The 15,180-nt window shown below is 62.2% G+C and carries 13 protein-coding genes; 2 read left to right on the top strand and 11 right to left on the bottom strand.

The annotated features are described in order from the left end of the window. Window positions 1-3 precede the first annotated feature (3 nt). The 11 genes from lpxD to rpsB all read right to left on the bottom strand — a co-directional run bounded on the left by lpxD (window position 4) and on the right by rpsB (window position 11,494). Window positions 4-1,065 (bottom strand): UDP-3-O-(3-hydroxymyristoyl)glucosamine N-acyltransferase, encoded by a 1,062-nt coding sequence (gene lpxD / locus IGW04_RS05675; protein WP_194712083.1) that lies wholly within the window; start codon window positions 1,063-1,065, stop codon window positions 4-6. 13 nt (window positions 1,066-1,078) lie between these two features. Further along, a complete protein-coding gene (locus IGW04_RS05670; RefSeq protein WP_194712219.1) occupies window positions 1,079-1,528 on the bottom strand; it encodes an OmpH family outer membrane protein in 450 nt (149 codons plus the stop codon). A 113-nt stretch (window positions 1,529-1,641) separates the two neighbouring features. Continuing rightward, the gene (bamA, locus tag IGW04_RS05665; RefSeq protein ID WP_194712082.1) at window positions 1,642-3,972 is read right to left on the bottom strand and encodes an outer membrane protein assembly factor BamA; all 2,331 of its coding nucleotides are present in this window, start codon (window positions 3,970-3,972) and stop codon (window positions 1,642-1,644) included. A 58-nt stretch (window positions 3,973-4,030) separates the two neighbouring features. Beyond that, window positions 4,031-5,398 (bottom strand): RIP metalloprotease RseP, encoded by a 1,368-nt coding sequence (rseP, locus tag IGW04_RS05660; RefSeq protein ID WP_194712218.1) that lies wholly within the window; start codon window positions 5,396-5,398, stop codon window positions 4,031-4,033. Next, a complete protein-coding gene (gene ispC / locus IGW04_RS05655; protein WP_194712081.1) occupies window positions 5,398-6,567 on the bottom strand; it encodes a 1-deoxy-D-xylulose-5-phosphate reductoisomerase in 1,170 nt (389 codons plus the stop codon). Before ispC ends, rseP begins: the two co-directional genes overlap by 1 nt. Window positions 6,568-6,599: 32 nt before the next feature. Continuing rightward, window positions 6,600-7,418 (bottom strand): phosphatidate cytidylyltransferase, encoded by an 819-nt coding sequence (locus IGW04_RS05650; RefSeq protein WP_194712080.1) that lies wholly within the window; start codon window positions 7,416-7,418, stop codon window positions 6,600-6,602. Continuing rightward, on the bottom strand, window positions 7,418-8,176 hold the full coding sequence (gene uppS, locus IGW04_RS05645; protein ID WP_194712079.1) for a polyprenyl diphosphate synthase: 759 nt from the start codon (window positions 8,174-8,176) through the stop codon (window positions 7,418-7,420). Before uppS ends, IGW04_RS05650 begins: the two co-directional genes overlap by 1 nt. A 60-nt stretch (window positions 8,177-8,236) precedes the next feature. Next, window positions 8,237-8,797, bottom strand: a complete 561-nt coding sequence (frr, locus tag IGW04_RS05640) for a ribosome recycling factor (protein ID WP_194712078.1) — start codon at window positions 8,795-8,797, stop codon at window positions 8,237-8,239. Between the two features lie 45 nt (window positions 8,798-8,842). Continuing rightward, window positions 8,843-9,559: a UMP kinase gene (gene pyrH, locus IGW04_RS05635; RefSeq protein ID WP_194712077.1), complete on the bottom strand. Its 717-nt coding sequence runs from the start codon at window positions 9,557-9,559 to the stop codon at window positions 8,843-8,845. Between the two features lie 165 nt (window positions 9,560-9,724). Continuing rightward, window positions 9,725-10,606 carry a translation elongation factor Ts gene (tsf, locus tag IGW04_RS05630; protein WP_194712076.1) on the bottom strand — a complete coding sequence of 294 codons (882 nt, stop codon included), beginning with the start codon at window positions 10,604-10,606 and terminating at the stop codon, window positions 9,725-9,727. A 135-nt stretch (window positions 10,607-10,741) separates the two neighbouring features. After that, window positions 10,742-11,494, bottom strand: coding sequence for a 30S ribosomal protein S2 (rpsB, locus tag IGW04_RS05625; protein ID WP_194712075.1), 753 nt, complete (start codon window positions 11,492-11,494; stop codon window positions 10,742-10,744). Window positions 11,495-11,793: 299 nt separating this feature from the next. Between rpsB and map the strand changes: the two genes are divergently transcribed. After that, window positions 11,794-12,621 carry a type I methionyl aminopeptidase gene (gene map, locus IGW04_RS05620; protein ID WP_194712074.1) on the top strand — a complete coding sequence of 276 codons (828 nt, stop codon included), beginning with the start codon at window positions 11,794-11,796 and terminating at the stop codon, window positions 12,619-12,621. 3 nt (window positions 12,622-12,624) lie between these two features. Further along, window positions 12,625-15,177, top strand: coding sequence for a [protein-PII] uridylyltransferase (locus tag IGW04_RS05615; protein ID WP_194712073.1), 2,553 nt, complete (start codon window positions 12,625-12,627; stop codon window positions 15,175-15,177). Window positions 15,178-15,180 lie beyond the last annotated feature (3 nt).

The raw sequence follows: 15,180 nt of genomic DNA, 5'->3' as shown, positions 1-15,180 counted from the left end.
CTTTCATTGCTCGTTCTTGTTTTGACTGGTCAGCATCGCTACCGTTTTTTCCAGTTCACGCATCCTGCTGCGCATGCCGGAGAGATTGCGCACGATGGCGGCCGACCTTTCCCATTCCGCATTGGTGGCCAGAGGATAAAACCCGGTGTACTGGCCTGCTTCGGTGATGGAGCGGCTGACCAGGCTGCCTGAAGAGATATGGACATTGTCGGCGATCGCCAGATGGCCCAATATCATGGCCGCACCGCCAAAGGTGCAGTACCTTCCTATCGTCGCGCTGCCGGCCACGCCGACGCAGCCGGCCATCGCGGTGTGGGCGCCGATATGGCAGTTGTGGCCGATCTGTATCTGGTTATCCAGCTTGACGCCATCCTCGATCACGGTATCGGCCAGTGCGCCGCGGTCGACGGTGGTATTGGCGCCGATCTCGACATCATTGCCGATGACGACCCTGCCGGTCTGCGGGATCTTGATCCAGGCGCCGCCCTCGTTGGCGAACCCGAAGCCATCGGCGCCGATCACGGCGCCGGAATGCAGGATGCCGCGCTCGCCGATGACGCATCCGTCCAGAAAACACACACGGGGATGAAAATGGGTGTCGGCGCCGACCACGGCGTTGCGGCCGATCACGCAGCCGCTGTCGATGATGCAGCGCTCGCCGATCACGGCGCCCGCCTCGACGGTAACGTGTGGACCGATACAGGCGCTTGCCGCCACCTTCGCACCTGGATCAATTGCCGCGCTGGCATGAATGCCGGGCTGGACCGGCGGCGCCGCCAGCGCGGCGAACAGCTGGGCTGCGCGCGCGAAGTAGGCATAGGGCCGCTCGGTCAGGATGCGGGCGCCGGCATACTGGCTACCGATGCGTTCGCTATCGGCTTCGGTCAGTATCAGCGCGGCAGCGGCACTGGCCGCAGCCTGGGTCCGCAACTTGGGATTGGACAGAAAGCTGACATGGAAAGCGCCGGCCGCATCGAGCGGCGCGATGCCGGATACGAGCGTGTCCGGATCGCCCTGCAGCTGTCCGCCTACCTGTTCAACCAGTTGCCGCAGGGGTATCGCCATGGTTTTGCACCGCTTACTTGTTCAGCGCCTTCAGCACTTTGTCGGTGATGTCGATGCGCGGGCTGATATAGACCGCTTCCTGGAACACGATGTCGTATTTTTCCGCCTCGGCGATCTGCTTGATCACGCGATTGGTGCGTTCCAGGACCGTTGCCAGTTCCTCATTGCGACGCTGGTTCAGGTCTTCACGGAACTCGCGCTGACGACGCTGGAAGTCCTTGTCAAGATCGCTCAATTCCCGCTGGCGCCGCACGCGGTCGGACTCCGACAGAACCGGCGCATCCTTGTCGAGCTTGTCGGCCATGGACTTCAGGCGCGCGCCCATGTCCTGCAAGTCCTTGTCGCGCTTGGAGAACTCCTGCTCGATCTTGGCGTTGGCTGTTTTTGCCGGCGCTGCCTCGCGGAAAATTCGCTCGGTGCTGACGAAACCGACTTTGACTTCCTGTGCCTGGACAGCGCCCATGCAGACGACGGAAGCGGCAAACACGGCCGCACAGCGTGCGACCAGAGACTGTTGGATGGAAAACTTCAAGGATCTTCTCCGCAATTCAAAAAATCTGTTATCGCCGCAACATATCAGAAACCGGTTCCCAACTGGAACTGGAAGGGCTGTGTCAGGTCGGCATCCTTGGCATTGAGCGCCTTGCCGAAGCTCAGTTTCAACGGACCGATCGGCGAGACCCAGCTGATGCCGACACCTGCCGAGTAGCGCAGATTGGACACGCTAACCTTCTCGTCCGCAGTGGTGTTGAAGACCTGGCCGGCGTCAAGGAAGGTAAACCAGCGCAGGGTGCGATCCGCGCCTGTGCCCGGGAACGGGAACTGCAATTCGGCATTCATGATGAGACGAGCATTACCGCCGGTAATATTCGCCCGGTCGGTTCCCTTCACCGACAGCGACGAGCTTTCGTAGCCACGAACCGATCCTATGCCGCCGGCATAGAAGTTCTTGAAGACCGGATAGGGACGATTGCTCAGTGCGTTGCCGTAATCGACTTCACCGTTCAGCGCCAGCGTCATGGTGCTGGAAAGCGGCTTGAAGTACTGGTGCTGATAGACGGCGCGATAGTAACGCAGGTCGCCCAGCATGGAAAGCTCCAGGTTGGCCCTCTGGTAACGGCCAGTGGTCGGTATCAGGGCGCTGTCGCGGTTGTCGCGCTGCCATGCGACGGTCAGGGGAAATGACGTTGCCTTTGCGGTATTGTCGCTGCCGAAGTCGGAGACAAACTTGCGATACAGCAGTGGGCTGGTTTCATCCACATCGACCTGCGTATGCTCGGCGCCGGCGCCGAAGAACACCGTATCGACCTCGGAAAACGGCACGCCGAACCGGACATTGCCGCCAATTGTCCTGATGCGGTAGTTGCTCGTCGTGACAATGGGCGGCCGCGTGGTGCGCACGAATGCTTCATAACTGCGGCTGACGCCGTCGTCGGTGAAATACGGATTGGTCTGCGACACTGCGATGGTGCGATAGCGCCGGCTGGTGTTGACATCCAGGCCAATGGTATTGCCGCTGCCAAACGCATTGGCCTGCTGGATCGAGCCGGTCAGGGTCAGCTTCTCGCTGCTGGAGAAACCGGCGCCGAGCGAAATCGCGCCCGTTGGCTTCTCGACGATGTTCATGTTGAGGTCGACCTGGTCGGTCGTGCCCGGCACTTCAGGCGTATCCACATTCACCTCGGTGAAATAACCCAGGCGATTGACGCGGTCGCGCGAGAGCTTGATCTTGGAAGCGTCGTACCAGGAGCTTTCCAGCTGTCGCATCTCGCGGCGGATGACTTCATCGCGCGTGCGGGTGTTGCCGCCGATATTGATGCGTCGGACATAGACACGCTTGCCCGGATCGACCAGGATGGTGAACGCAACCTGCTTCTTTTCCCGGTCGATCTGGGGGTTGGCATTGACGTTGGCAAAGGCGTAGCCGAAGTTACCCAGACGCTCGGAGATTTTCTTGGTGGTCTCGGTCAGCTTGGCGCCCGAGAACACATCGCCGGGCTTGAGCTGCACCAGCGACTTGAGCTCTTCCTCGCGCCCGAACATTTCGCCTTCCAGCTTGACATCCGATACCGTGAACTTGTCGCCTTCGGTGATGTTGATGGTGACATAGATGTCCTTGCGGTCTGGCGTGATCGACACCTGGGTCGATTCCACCTGCATTTCAAGGTAGCCGCGATTGAGATAGAAGGACTTGAGGGTCTCGATGTCGCCGGTCAGCTTCTGCTTGGAGTACTGGTCGTTCTTGGTGTACCAGGTAAACCATCCGGGCGTGGTCAGCTTGATCACGTCCCGCAATTCCTTGTCGGAGAAAGCCTTGTTGCCGACGATATTGATCTCGCGGATGCGCGAGATGTCGCCTTCGTCCACGGCGAAGTTGATGTTGACCCGGTTGCGCTCGATCGGCGTGACGGTGGTCGTGATCTGCACACCATACAGGCCGCGCGACAGGTACTGCCGCTTCAACTCCTGCTCTGCACGGTCCAGCAATGCCTTGTCGTAGATGCGCGATTCGCCCAGTCCGATTTCCTTGAGCGCCTTGGTCAGGGTGTCCTTGTCGAACTCCTTGGTGCCGGTGAATTCAACCGCGCCGATGGCCGGGCGCTCTTCCACGGTCACAACCAGAACGTCGCCTTCCGCTTCGACCCGTACATCCTTGAAAAACCCGGTGGCGTACAGGGCCTTGATCGATGCCGCGCCCTTCTCGTCAGTGAAGGTGTCGCCGACCTTCACAGGCAGATAGTTGAACACGGTGCCGGCTTCAGTGCGCTGTATCCCTTCCACGCGGATGTCTCGTACCGTAAAGGGATCGACCGCCAGGGCGGAGCCGGAACAAAGTGCGATGATGGCGGAGACAATCAGACGACGAGGACGAAGAGACAGAAAAAAACGCTCTGAATGTAATTTCATTTGCTGTTGTTGTGTAATGTACTGGTGTGAGGCGAGCCCGAGATGTCGGGCCTCTACCTCAGGAGATCAGGCGGACGATGTCGTTAAAGACCGCCACCATCATCAGGGTCATCAGGATGCCGATGCCGGCACGTTGTGCCAGCTCACCGAAACGCTCGGACACGGGGCGCCCGGTCAAAACTTCCAGCGAATAATACAGCAAAAGGCCACCATCAAGCACCGGTATCGGTAGCAAATTCATCACGCCCAGGCTGATGCTGATGAAGGCGATAAAGCTGATGTAACTGACCATGCCGATGCGTGCCGTCTGTCCCGCGTAATCGGCAATGGTGATCGGCCCGGTGATGTTCTTCAGCGAGACTTCGCCGACGATCATGCGGCCCAGCATGCGGATGGTCATCACGCTGGTATCCCAGGTCTTCTGGGCGCCGCGCGCGAGCGCCTGCAATGGGCCGGACCGGACATTGACCATTTCAGGCGCCATCGCCACTTCGGCCTGTATGCGGCCGATGCGCTTGCCGCCACTTTCCACGACCTGCGGCACCACGCTGATTTCCATGGGCTTGCCGTCGCGCTGTATGGACAGCATCAGGGCCTGGCCAGCCGACTTCTGCACCGTTTCGACGAACACGCCGCCATCGGCCACCGGCTGCCCATTGATTGCTTCGACCTTGTCGCCGGTACGCAGTCCGGCGCGGGCCGCGGGGCCATCGACGACGAGCTTGCCCAGCACTGCCGGCGGGCGGGCCAGGTCAAGGCCAAGCCGCGGCATGAAGTCGGTTTCGAGTTCGGATGCATCGAGCATGTTGGTTGGCAGCGTGGCGCTGGCGGCAACGACGCCGTTCTCGCCCGCAGGATCGGGCCGCTCGACCTCCAGCCGGGCCGGCGCCTTGTCCACCGCAGCCCGCAGCAGCGTCCAGCGCAGGTCGGACCAGATGTGAACCGGTTCGCCATTGACCGACTTCACCAGTTCGCCGCCGCGCAGGCCTGCGTCGTAGGCGGCGCTCTCCTGCGGCACGGCCCGCAGGCGCGGCGCCGGCTCGGGAATGCCGTACATATAAAGCCCGCCAAACAGGAGGATGGCGAGAAGGAAGTTCGACAGCGGTCCGGCGGCAACGATGGCGATGCGCTTCCACACCGACTGCACGGTGTATTCCCGCTTGCGGTCGGCTGCGCTGACCAGCGACATGTCCTGTTCGCGCGCATCCAGCATCTTCACGTAACCGCCAAGCGGCAGCGCCGACAATGCCCATTCGGTCTGGTCGGGTCCGAACTTGCGCGACCAGACGATCTTGCCCATGCCGACCGAAAACCGCAGAACCTTGACGCCGCACCACCTGGCAATCCAGTAGTGGCCAAGTTCATGGACCACCACCAGGATGCCCAGCACCACCACGAACGCCACCAGCGTTTGCAGCAGCGTGATCATTGCAGGCACTCCCGCGCCAGCGCGCGCGCCCTTTCGTCCTGTTCCAGCAGTGCGCCGATATCGGCCACCGGCTCGTGGGGAATGGTATTCATCACCCGGTCTATCAGCTGGTCTATCATGCGAAATCCAATCTGGCGGTTGAGAAAGGCTTCGACGGCGATCTCGTTGGCGGCATTGAGCAATGCCGGCGCGGAGCCTCCGGCCTGCAGCGCATCATACGCCAGTTTCAGACAGGGAAAGCGGCGCAGGTCCGGGCGCTCGAAGCGCAGCTGGGCCATGGCGGTCAGGTCGAGCGGCGCGACGCCGGAGGCGATGCGCTCCGGATAGGCCAGCGCATGGGCAATCGGCGTACGCATGTCGGGATTGCCGAGTTGCGCCAGCACCGAACCGTCGATGTACGACACCATGGAATGGATCACGCTTTGCGGATGGATCAGCACTTCGATCTGGCCGGCCGAGGCGCCGAACAGCCAGGCGGCTTCGATGACTTCCAGCCCCTTGTTCATCATGGTGGCGGAATCGACGGAAATCTTGCGTCCCATGACCCAGTTCGGATGCGCGACCGCTTCTTCCGGCGTCACCGTATCCAGCGTCTCGACCGCCCGGTTCAGAAAGGGACCGCCGGAGGCGGTCAGCAATATCCGGGAAATGCCGTGGCGCTCGGGCTGCCGCGAGAAGTCGCCGGGCAGGCACTGGAAGATCGCATTGTGCTCGCTGTCGATGGGCAACAGGGTTGCGCCGCTTTCGGCAACGGCGGTCATGAACAGCTGGCCTGACATCACCAGCGCTTCCTTGTTGGCCAGCAGGACCTTCTTGCCGGCGCGCGCGGCGGCGAGCGATGGCGCCAGGCCGGCGGCGCCGACGATGGCGGCCATCACCGTATCGCATCCGGAAGCCGACGCCACCTGGCACAGCGCTTCCTCGCCCCACAGCACCTCGGTGGCGACGCCGGCCTTCTTCAGCAGCGCCGATAGCGCAGACGCAGCCTGCGCACTGCCGACTACCGCCACCTCGGGCAGGAAGCGTGCGCATTGCCCTGCCAGTTCGTCGACCTTGCTGTGCGCAGTCAGCGCGTGGACCCGGTAGCGGTCGGGATGGCGTGCGATCACGTCGAGCGTGGAAACGCCGATCGATCCGGTCGCACCAAGAATGGTGATGTTTTGCATTAAAACGAATCCAGCCTTATAGCCTTGTGGCGTTATAAACGGAAGGCGATCACGATTGCCAGCGGCAGCACCGGAACCAGTGCATCGATGCGGTCCAGCACGCCGCCATGGCCCGGCAGCAGGTTGCTGCTGTCCTTCATGCCGGCGCGGCGCTTGAGCATGGATTCGAACAGGTCGCCGACCACGCTGGCCGCGACCACCAGCGTCATCACCGCCAGCATGCCGAACCAGCCCAGGCTGCGCTGCAGGTGCACCGCGAAGGTATCCTGCAAGGCGCCTGAGAAGACGCTGGCCGATGCCAGCAGCAGCACTGCCAGCCAGCCGCCTATGGCGCCCTCCCAAGACTTGCCGGGCGAGATCGTCGGCGCGAGCTTGCGCTTGCCAAAGGCCTTGCCGGCGAAATAGGCGCCGATGTCGGCCACCCACACGATGGCCATCACGGACAGCAGGTAGACGGGAGAGCGGTGGTAGAAGGCGGCAATGGCGGCAAAGCAGCCGAGGATCGCAATGCCGTACACCACGGATACCAGCCGGTTAGGCAGGGTGGCAAGCGGCGGCAGGCCCAGGCCCAGCGCCGGCGCGAGACGTATCGCCCAGATCGCCACGCACAGCATGCAAAGCGGATAGACCACGCCGTCCAGATAGCGCAGCAGCACAAGCAGCAGCGCCGCCGACCACAAGGCCGGAGCCAGCAGCGGCATGGGCAGTTGAAACAGACGCGTGCGCTCCCAGATCGCGGCGGCGAAAAAAAGCGTCAGAACGGCATTGAACAACAGCGTCGAACCCGACCACACCACGCCCAGCAGCACTGCCAGTAGCACGACCGCGGTGACGACTCTGGTTGCCAGCATCAGGAAGCTTTCTTCGGCGTGATCAGTTGGGCACTGGTGCGTCCGAAACGGCGCTCGCGCTGCTGGTAAGACACAATGGCTTCGTCGAGCGAGGCGCCATTGAAGTCGGGCCAGTAGGTCTCGGTGAAATACATCTCGGTATAGGCCAGCTGCCACAGCATGAAATTGGAAATGCGCTGTTCGCCGCCCGTGCGGATGAACAGGTCAGGCTCCGGCGCGAAAGCCAGCGCCAGATGGGGCGCGAGCTGCTCCTCGCTGAAGTCGGTGGAACCGGGATTGGCTGCCACCATCTTGCCCACCGCCTGCATCACGTCCCAGCGGCCGCCATAGTTGGCGCAGACATTCACCGTCAGCCGCGTATTGCCGGCGGTGCGCTGCTCGGCGCTGGCGATCATTTCCTGCAGCTTGGGATCGAACCGAGACAGGTCGCCAACCACTTTCAGGCGGATGCTGTTGACATGCATCTTGGTGACTTCACGCTCGAGCGCCGTCATGAACAGCCGCATCAGCACCGAGACTTCCTCGGCCGGCCGGCGCCAGTTCTCGGAGCTGAACGCAAACAGGGTCAGGTACTCGACGCCGCGTTCGACGCACTTTTCCACTACATCGCGGACCCGCTCGACGCCCTTGGCATGACCCGCCACGCGCGGCAAAAAGCGCCGCGTGGCCCAACGGCCATTGCCATCCATGATGATGGCAATGTGACGCGGCACCGCCGATACTTCAGGCACTCCTTGCGTCGAACTGGTTTGCTTCATGAGCTTGCTTTTCATTAATGATTGGCGGGCCGCTACGGTATGACAAGGCTGGGCCGCCTGTCAAACCGTCAGCACTTCCTTTTCCTTTTCCGCAACCAGCTTGTCGATTTCCGCGACGAAGCGGTCGGTCAGTTTCTGCACGTCGTCCTGGGCGCGCCGCTCGTCATCCTCGGAGATAGCCTTGTCCTTGAGCAGCCGCTTCAGGCCTTCGTTGGCGTCACGGCGGATGTTGCGCACGGCGATCTTCGCGTCTTCGGCCTCGGTCTTGACCAGCTTGACCATTTCCTTGCGGCGCTCTTCCGTCAGCGGCGGCGTCGGCACGCGGATCAGGTCGCCCTGGGTGGCCGGATTCAGGCCCAGGTCGGACTCGCGGATCGCCTTTTCGATGGCGCCCACCATTTTCTTTTCCCATGGCTGGACGCCGATGGTGCGGGCGTCTATCAGGGTGATATTGGCAACCTGGCTCAACTGGGTCGGATTGCCGTAGTAGTCGACCTTCACATGATCGAGGATGCCGGCGTGGGCGCGGCCGGTACGCACCTTGGCCAGGTCGGCCTTGAGCGTCTCGATCGACTTGTTCATCTTCTGTTCGGTACTTTTCTTGACGTCGGCGACAGTCATGCTGCTCTCCTGTTATTCACAAATGTTGGAGTTCGTGTGCTCGTATTAAACATGCACCAGGGTGCCCTCGTCGTCACCCATCACGATGCGGCTCAGCGCACCGGGCTTGACGATGGAAAACACCCGGATCGGAAGTTTCTGGTCGCGGCACAGTGCAAAGGCGGTGGCGTCCATCACCTGCAGGTGCTTGGAAATGGCCTCATCGAAACTGATGCTCGCATATCGCGTTGCGGAAGCGTCCTTGTTCGGGTCGGCGCTGTAGACGCCGTCAACCTTGGTTGCCTTCAGCACAACCTCGGCGCCGATTTCCGAGCCGCGCAGCGCGGCAGCGGTATCGGTGGTGAAGAACGGGTTGCCGGTGCCGGCGGCGAAGATCACCACCTTGCCTTCTTCCAGATACTGCAGCGCCTTGGGCCGCACATACGGCTCCACGACCTGCTCGATGCTGATGGCCGACATCACGCGCGCAGTCATGCCGAACTGCCGCATCGCGTCTGCCAGGGCCAGGGAATTCATCACGGTGGCCAGCATGCCCATGTAGTCGGCAGTGGCGCGGTCCATGCCCTGCGCGCCGGGCGCGACGCCGCGGAAGATATTGCCGCCGCCAATCACGATGGCAAGCTCGACACCCATTTTGACGACTTCGGAAACATCGGCCACCATGCGCTCGATCGTGGCGCGGTTGATGCCGTAGGAGTCGTCGCCCATCAGGGCTTCACCGGAAAGCTTGAGGAGGACGCGCTTGTACGCTGGTTGGGTCATGAAATGGCTCCTTATGGTGATCCGGTTTTGCTTGAATGCAATATACCGCCCGGATAGCTGCTTGATGGTGCGACATTTTACAGCGATGAAGCAAGAGCCCGGGCGCGGTGCGGCCACATGGGCGCCGCACCTTGAAAAAAACGGGCCTTTCGGCCCGCTTGCTGATTACGCCTGCTTGGCGGCTGCCACCTGGGCAGCCACTTCGGCCGCGAAGTCATCCTGCTTCTTCTCGATGCCTTCGCCAACGATGAACATCACGAACGATTTGATCGTGGTGTTGTTTGCCTTGAGCATCTGCTCGACGGTCTGCTTGTCGTTCTTCACGAACGGCTGGGCCAGCAGCGACACTTCCTTCAGGAACTTCTGCACCGAGCCTTCGACCATCTTGGCGGCGATATCGGCCGGCTTGCCGGACTCGGCGGCCTTCAGCGAAGCAACCGAACGCTCGCGCTCGATCAGTTCCGCCGGCACCTGGTCGGACGACAGCGACACCGGCTTCATTGCAGCGATGTGCATGGCCACGTCCTTGGCGACCTGCTCGTCGGCGCCGTCATATTCGACCATCACGCCGATGCGGGTGCCGTGCAGGTAGGACACCAGCTTGGAGCCGCTGTCGAAACGCTTGAAGCGGCGGAACGACATGTTCTCGCCGATGCGGCCCACCAGCTCGGTGCGCTGCTCTTCCAAGGTCTTGCCATCCAGCTGCAGCGCGCCCATCGCGGCGACGTCGGCCGGATTGCCTTCGGCCACCAGGCGGGCGGCTTCGGACGCCATTTTCAGGAAGTCGTCGTTCTTGGTCACGAAGTCGGTTTCGCAGTTGACTTCCACCAGCGCGCCAACCGTGCCCTGGATGTAGGCGGCAACCACGCCTTCGGCGGTGATGCGGGAAGCGGCCTTGGAAGCCTTGCTGCCCAGCTTGACGCGCAGGATTTCTTCCGCCTTGACCGGATCGCCGCCGGCTTCGGTCAGGGCCTTCTTGCATTCCATCATCGGTGCATCGGTCTTGGCGCGCAGTTCGCCTACCATTGCTGCTGTAATTGTGGCCATCGTATTCTCCTTGCTGATCGGCTGCCTCGCGGGCCTGCCGGATCGAAATTGTGGGGATTCAGCTCGAAAAAAAGGGGCGAACGGATGTTGCCCCTTTTCTATTCACCCGCGGACGCTGCCGCGGGCAGAGGCGTATTATGCCTGCTCGTTGACTTCGACGAATTCGTCGCCGGCATCGCTCTTGATGGACTCGACCAGCTCGCTGGCTGCGCTGTCGCGGCCTTCGAGGATCGCGTCGGCAACGCCGCGTGCGTACAGCGCGATGGCTTTCGAGGAGTCGTCGTTGCCTGGGATGACGTAAGCCACGCCGTCCGGGGAGTGGTTGGTGTCGACCACGCCGATGACCGGGATGCCCAGCTTGGCGGCTTCGGTGACAGCGCCCTTGTGGTAGCCGACGTCGATGACGAAGATCGCGTCAGGAATGCCGTTCATGTCCTTGATGCCGCCGATGGACTTCTGCAGCTTTTCCATTTCGCGGCTGAACATCAGCCCTTCCTTCTTCGACAGCTTCTCGACCGAACCGTCTTCGATGGCCTGTTCCATTTCCTTCAGGCGCTTGATCGAGGTCTTGATGGTCTTGAAGTTGGTCAGCATGCCGCCCAGCCAGCGCTGGTCAACGTAAGGCACGCCTGCACGCTGGGCTTCCTGGGCGACCAGGTCGCGCGACTGGCGCTTGGTGCCAACCATCAGGATGGTGCCGCGGTTGGCCGACAGCTGGCGAATGTACTTCATCGCCTCGTTGTACTTGGACAGCGTCACTTCCAGGTTGACGATATGAATCTTGTTGCGATGACCGAAAATGAACGGGGCCATCTTGGGGTTCCAGAAGCGGGTTTGGTGACCGAAATGGACACCGGCTTCCAGCATTTCACGCATGGTGACAGACATGTTTGCTCCAGGGTTGGGTCTGGAATCCGGCCAGTGACCCATACAGGGCACCCTTGTGGACCGGACTCGCGATTTAAAAAGAATTGTCGATTGATGAATGGCCCCACGCTGCGCTGGCAATCGCCGGCTCGACATGACTTCAGGCAAGACAATCAAAGGAACCCGTGATTCTACCCTAAATCTCTTGGCCCTTTCAAGTCTGCTTCCGCCCAGCCGGGCGAACGCCGAGCCGGTGGTCTATAATTGCCGCTTCCAGCGCTTCTGCCGCACTGCGGCAATCCTTCCGGACTTTCCCGACTATGCCTATCACCATCAAGACTGAAGAGGACATTCGCGGCATGCGCGTTGCCGGCCGACTGGCCGCCGAAGTTCTCGATTACATCACGCCCTTCGTCAAGCCGGGCGTGACCACCGCCGAACTGGACCGCCTCTGCCATGAATACATGACCAATGTGCAGGGCAGCATTCCGGCGCCGCTCAACTACTGCCCGCCGGGCTACACGCCGTATCCGAAAGCGATCTGCACCTCGGTCAACGACGTGATCTGCCACGGCATCCCCGGCGACAAGGCGCTGAAGAATGGCGACGCGGTCAATATCGACGTCACCATCATCAAGGATGGCTACCACGGCGACACCAGCCGGATGTTCTATGCCGGCCAGCCGTCGATCCTGGCCAAGCGCCTGGGAGACATCACGTATGAATGCATGTGGCTGGGCATCTCCAAGATCAAGCCGGGCGCGCACCTGGGCGACATCGGCTACGTCATTCAGCAGCATGCGGAAAAAGCCGGCTACAGCGTGGTGCGGGAGTTCTGCGGCCACGGCATCGGCAAGATATTCCATGAAGAGCCGCAGGTGCTGCACTATGGCCGTCCCGGCACGCTGGAAAAGCTGGAAGCCGGGATGATCTTTACCGTCGAGCCGATGATCAACGCCGGCCGCCGCGATATCCGCGAGATGAACGACGGCTGGACCATCAAGACCAAGGATCGCAGCCTGTCGGCGCAATGGGAGCACACGGTGCTGGTGACCGAGACCGGCTATGAAGTGCTTACCGTGTCGCCGGGCATGCCGGCGCCGCCCGCCTTCATCACCAGGAACGCCAGCCAGGCGGAAACGGCCTGATCCATGAACACGCTGGTGCTGCCCCTGAAGGAGGAGCTCAAGTCCGGGCGCCAGAATGAAATCGTCTCCTACGAAGCACACGGCAAGCCGGAACGGCTGACCACGGCGCTGCGGCAGCTGGTGGACCGGGTGCTGACGCAGGCATGGCGCGCCTGCGGCATGCCCGAGAAGAGCGCCCTGGTGGCGGTGGGCGGCTACGGCCGCGGCGAACTGTTTCCCTATTCCGACGTCGACGTGCTGATCCTGCTGGCAGCGCCGCCCGATGCCGCAGAGCAGGCGCAGCTGGAGGAAATGGTGCAGCTGCTGTGGGATCTGGGCCTGGAAATCGGGCACAGCATCCGCACGGTGGGGGAATGCCTCTCCGAATCCGCCGCCGACATCACGGTGCAGACCAGCCTGCTGGAAGCGCGCCTGGTAACCGGCAACCGCGTGCTGTTTGGCGATCTGGTGGAAAAATGCCGGCAGGCGATGGACCCGCAGGCCTTCTTCGAGGCCAAGATCCTGGAACTGCACCAGCGCCATGCGAAGTATGAGGACACGCCCTACAGCCTGGAGCCGAACTGCAAGGAAAGTCCGGGCGGCCTGCGCGACCTGCAGGTCATCCTGTGGGTGGCCAAGGCGGCGGGACTGGGCGACTCCTGGCGCAAGCTGGCCGAACGCGGCCTGATCACGCCGACCGAGGCGCGCCAGCTGACCCAGAAGGAACGCGCCTTCAAGGACATCCGCATCCGCTTGCATATCCATGCGAAACGGCGCGAGGACAGGCTGGTGTTCGACGTGCAGACACCGATCGCGCAGTCGCTTGGCTTTCAGAATACCGAGACGCGGCGCGCCAGCGAATACCTGATGCAGCGCTACTACTGGGCGGCCAAGGCGGTCACCCAGCTCAATACCATCCTGCTGCAGAACATCGAGGCGCAGCTGTTCCCGCAATCGACGTGTCCGCTGGCGATCAACCCGCGCTTCAACGAAGTCAACGGCCTGATCGACATCGCCCGCGACGACCTGTTCACCGAGACACCCTCGGCGATGCTGGAAATCTTCCTGCTCATGGAACAGCGTCCTTCACTGCGCGGCATGACGGCGCGCACGCTGCGCGCCCTGTGGCATGCCCGCTTCGGCATCGACCGCGATTTCCGGCGCGACCCGGCCAATCGCGCGCTGTTCCTGGAGATCCTGAAGGCGCCGGAAGGCATCACCCATGCGCTGCGGCGGATGAACCAGCTGAGCATACTCGGCCGCTATCTGCCCAACTTCCGGCGCATCGTCGGCCAGATGCAGCATGACCTGTTCCACGTCTACACGGTGGACCAGCACATCCTGATGGTGGCGCGCAACCTGCGCCGCTTCACGATGTCCGAGCATGCGCATGAATACCCGTTTTGCAGCCAGCTGATGGCCAACTTTGCCCAGCCCTGGCTGCTCTACATCACCGCCCTGTTCCACGATATCGCCAAGGGGCGCGGCGGCGACCATTCCAGGCTGGGCATGGTCGATGCGCGCCGCTTCTGCCGCGACCATGCGCTGTCGGACGCCGACACCGAGCTGGTGGTGTTCCTGGTCGAGCATCATCTGTCGATGTCGCAGGTGGCGCAGAAGCAGGACCTGTCGGACCCGGACGTGATCCGCGATTTCGCCGCGCTGGCGAAGGACGAGCGCCACCTGACGGCGCTGTACCTGCTGACCGTGGCCGACATCCGCGGCACCAGCCCCAAGGTCTGGAATGCCTGGAAGGGCAAGCTGCTGGAAGACCTCTACCGGATGACGCTGCGGGTGCTGGGCGGCGAGGCGCCGTCGGCCGACCGCGAGCTGAAGAACCGGCAGGAAGATGCGTTGAAGACGCTGCGCCTGTACGGCCTGCCAGAACAGGCCCACGACGCGCTGTGGAACCAGCTCGATGTCGCCTACTTCCTGCGCCACGACGCCTCCGACATCGCCTGGCAGACGCGCATGCTGTACAACCGCATCAACAGCAGCGTGCCGGTGGTGAAAAGCAGGCTCGCGCCGATCGGCGAAGGCCTGCAGGTGACGGTGTATGTGAAGGACCAGCCGGACCTCTTCGTGCGCATCTGCAGCTATTTCGAGCGCAAGAACTTCAGCATCCTGGACGCGAAGATCCACACCACCCGCAACGGCTACGCACTCGACACCTTCCTCGTGACCGAGCCCGCGTTTGCCAACAACTACCGCGACATCATCAACCTGATCGAGCACGAGCTGGGCCTGTGCCTGTCGAGCAGCGAGCCCTTGCCGCCGCCGCGCAAGGGGCGGCTGTCGCGGCTGTCGCGCACCTTTCCGTTCACGCCGACGGTGGATCTGCGTCCGGACGAGCGCGGCCAGTACTATCTGCTGTCGGTCTCGGCCAGCGACCGCAACGGCCTGCTCTATGCCATCGCCAATGTGCTGGCCAAGTACCGCGTCAATCTGCATACCGCCAAGATCATGACGCTGGGCGAGCGGGTGGAAGACGTGTTCCTGGTCGATGGCCCGGTGCTGCAGCATGCGCGCAGCCAGATCCAGCTGGAACGCGAACTGCTGGACGCGCTGCATACCTGATTC

Source organism: Noviherbaspirillum soli, assembly GCF_015352955.1.
Lineage (GTDB): Bacteria > Pseudomonadota > Gammaproteobacteria > Burkholderiales > Burkholderiaceae_D > Noviherbaspirillum_A > Noviherbaspirillum_A soli.
The sequence above is the reverse complement of the archived record's forward strand: the minus strand, read 5'-3'. Positions and strand labels throughout refer to the sequence as shown.

Bases quoted from the DNA above. Each gene is read 5' to 3' on its own strand.
- lpxD (WP_194712083.1), bottom strand. From the start codon at position 1,065: ATGGCGATACCCCTGCGGCAACTGGTTGAACAGGTAGGCGGACAGCTG.
- IGW04_RS05670 (WP_194712219.1), bottom strand. From the start codon at position 1,528: ATGGGCGCTGTCCAGGCACAGGAAGTCAAAGTCGGTTTCGTCAGCACC.
- bamA (WP_194712082.1), bottom strand. From the start codon at position 3,972: ATGAAATTACATTCAGAGCGTTTTTTTCTGTCTCTTCGTCCTCGTCGT.
- ispC (WP_194712081.1), bottom strand. From the start codon at position 6,567: ATGCAAAACATCACCATTCTTGGTGCGACCGGATCGATCGGCGTTTCC.
- IGW04_RS05650 (WP_194712080.1), bottom strand. From the start codon at position 7,418: ATGCTGGCAACCAGAGTCGTCACCGCGGTCGTGCTACTGGCAGTGCTG.
- uppS (WP_194712079.1), bottom strand. From the start codon at position 8,176: ATGAAGCAAACCAGTTCGACGCAAGGAGTGCCTGAAGTATCGGCGGTG.
- frr (WP_194712078.1), bottom strand. From the start codon at position 8,797: ATGACTGTCGCCGACGTCAAGAAAAGTACCGAACAGAAGATGAACAAG.
- pyrH (WP_194712077.1), bottom strand. From the start codon at position 9,559: ATGACCCAACCAGCGTACAAGCGCGTCCTCCTCAAGCTTTCCGGTGAA.
- tsf (WP_194712076.1), bottom strand. From the start codon at position 10,606: ATGGCCACAATTACAGCAGCAATGGTAGGCGAACTGCGCGCCAAGACC.
- rpsB (WP_194712075.1), bottom strand. From the start codon at position 11,494: ATGTCTGTCACCATGCGTGAAATGCTGGAAGCCGGTGTCCATTTCGGT.
- map (WP_194712074.1), top strand. From the start codon at position 11,794: ATGCCTATCACCATCAAGACTGAAGAGGACATTCGCGGCATGCGCGTT.
- IGW04_RS05615 (WP_194712073.1), top strand. From the start codon at position 12,625: ATGAACACGCTGGTGCTGCCCCTGAAGGAGGAGCTCAAGTCCGGGCGC.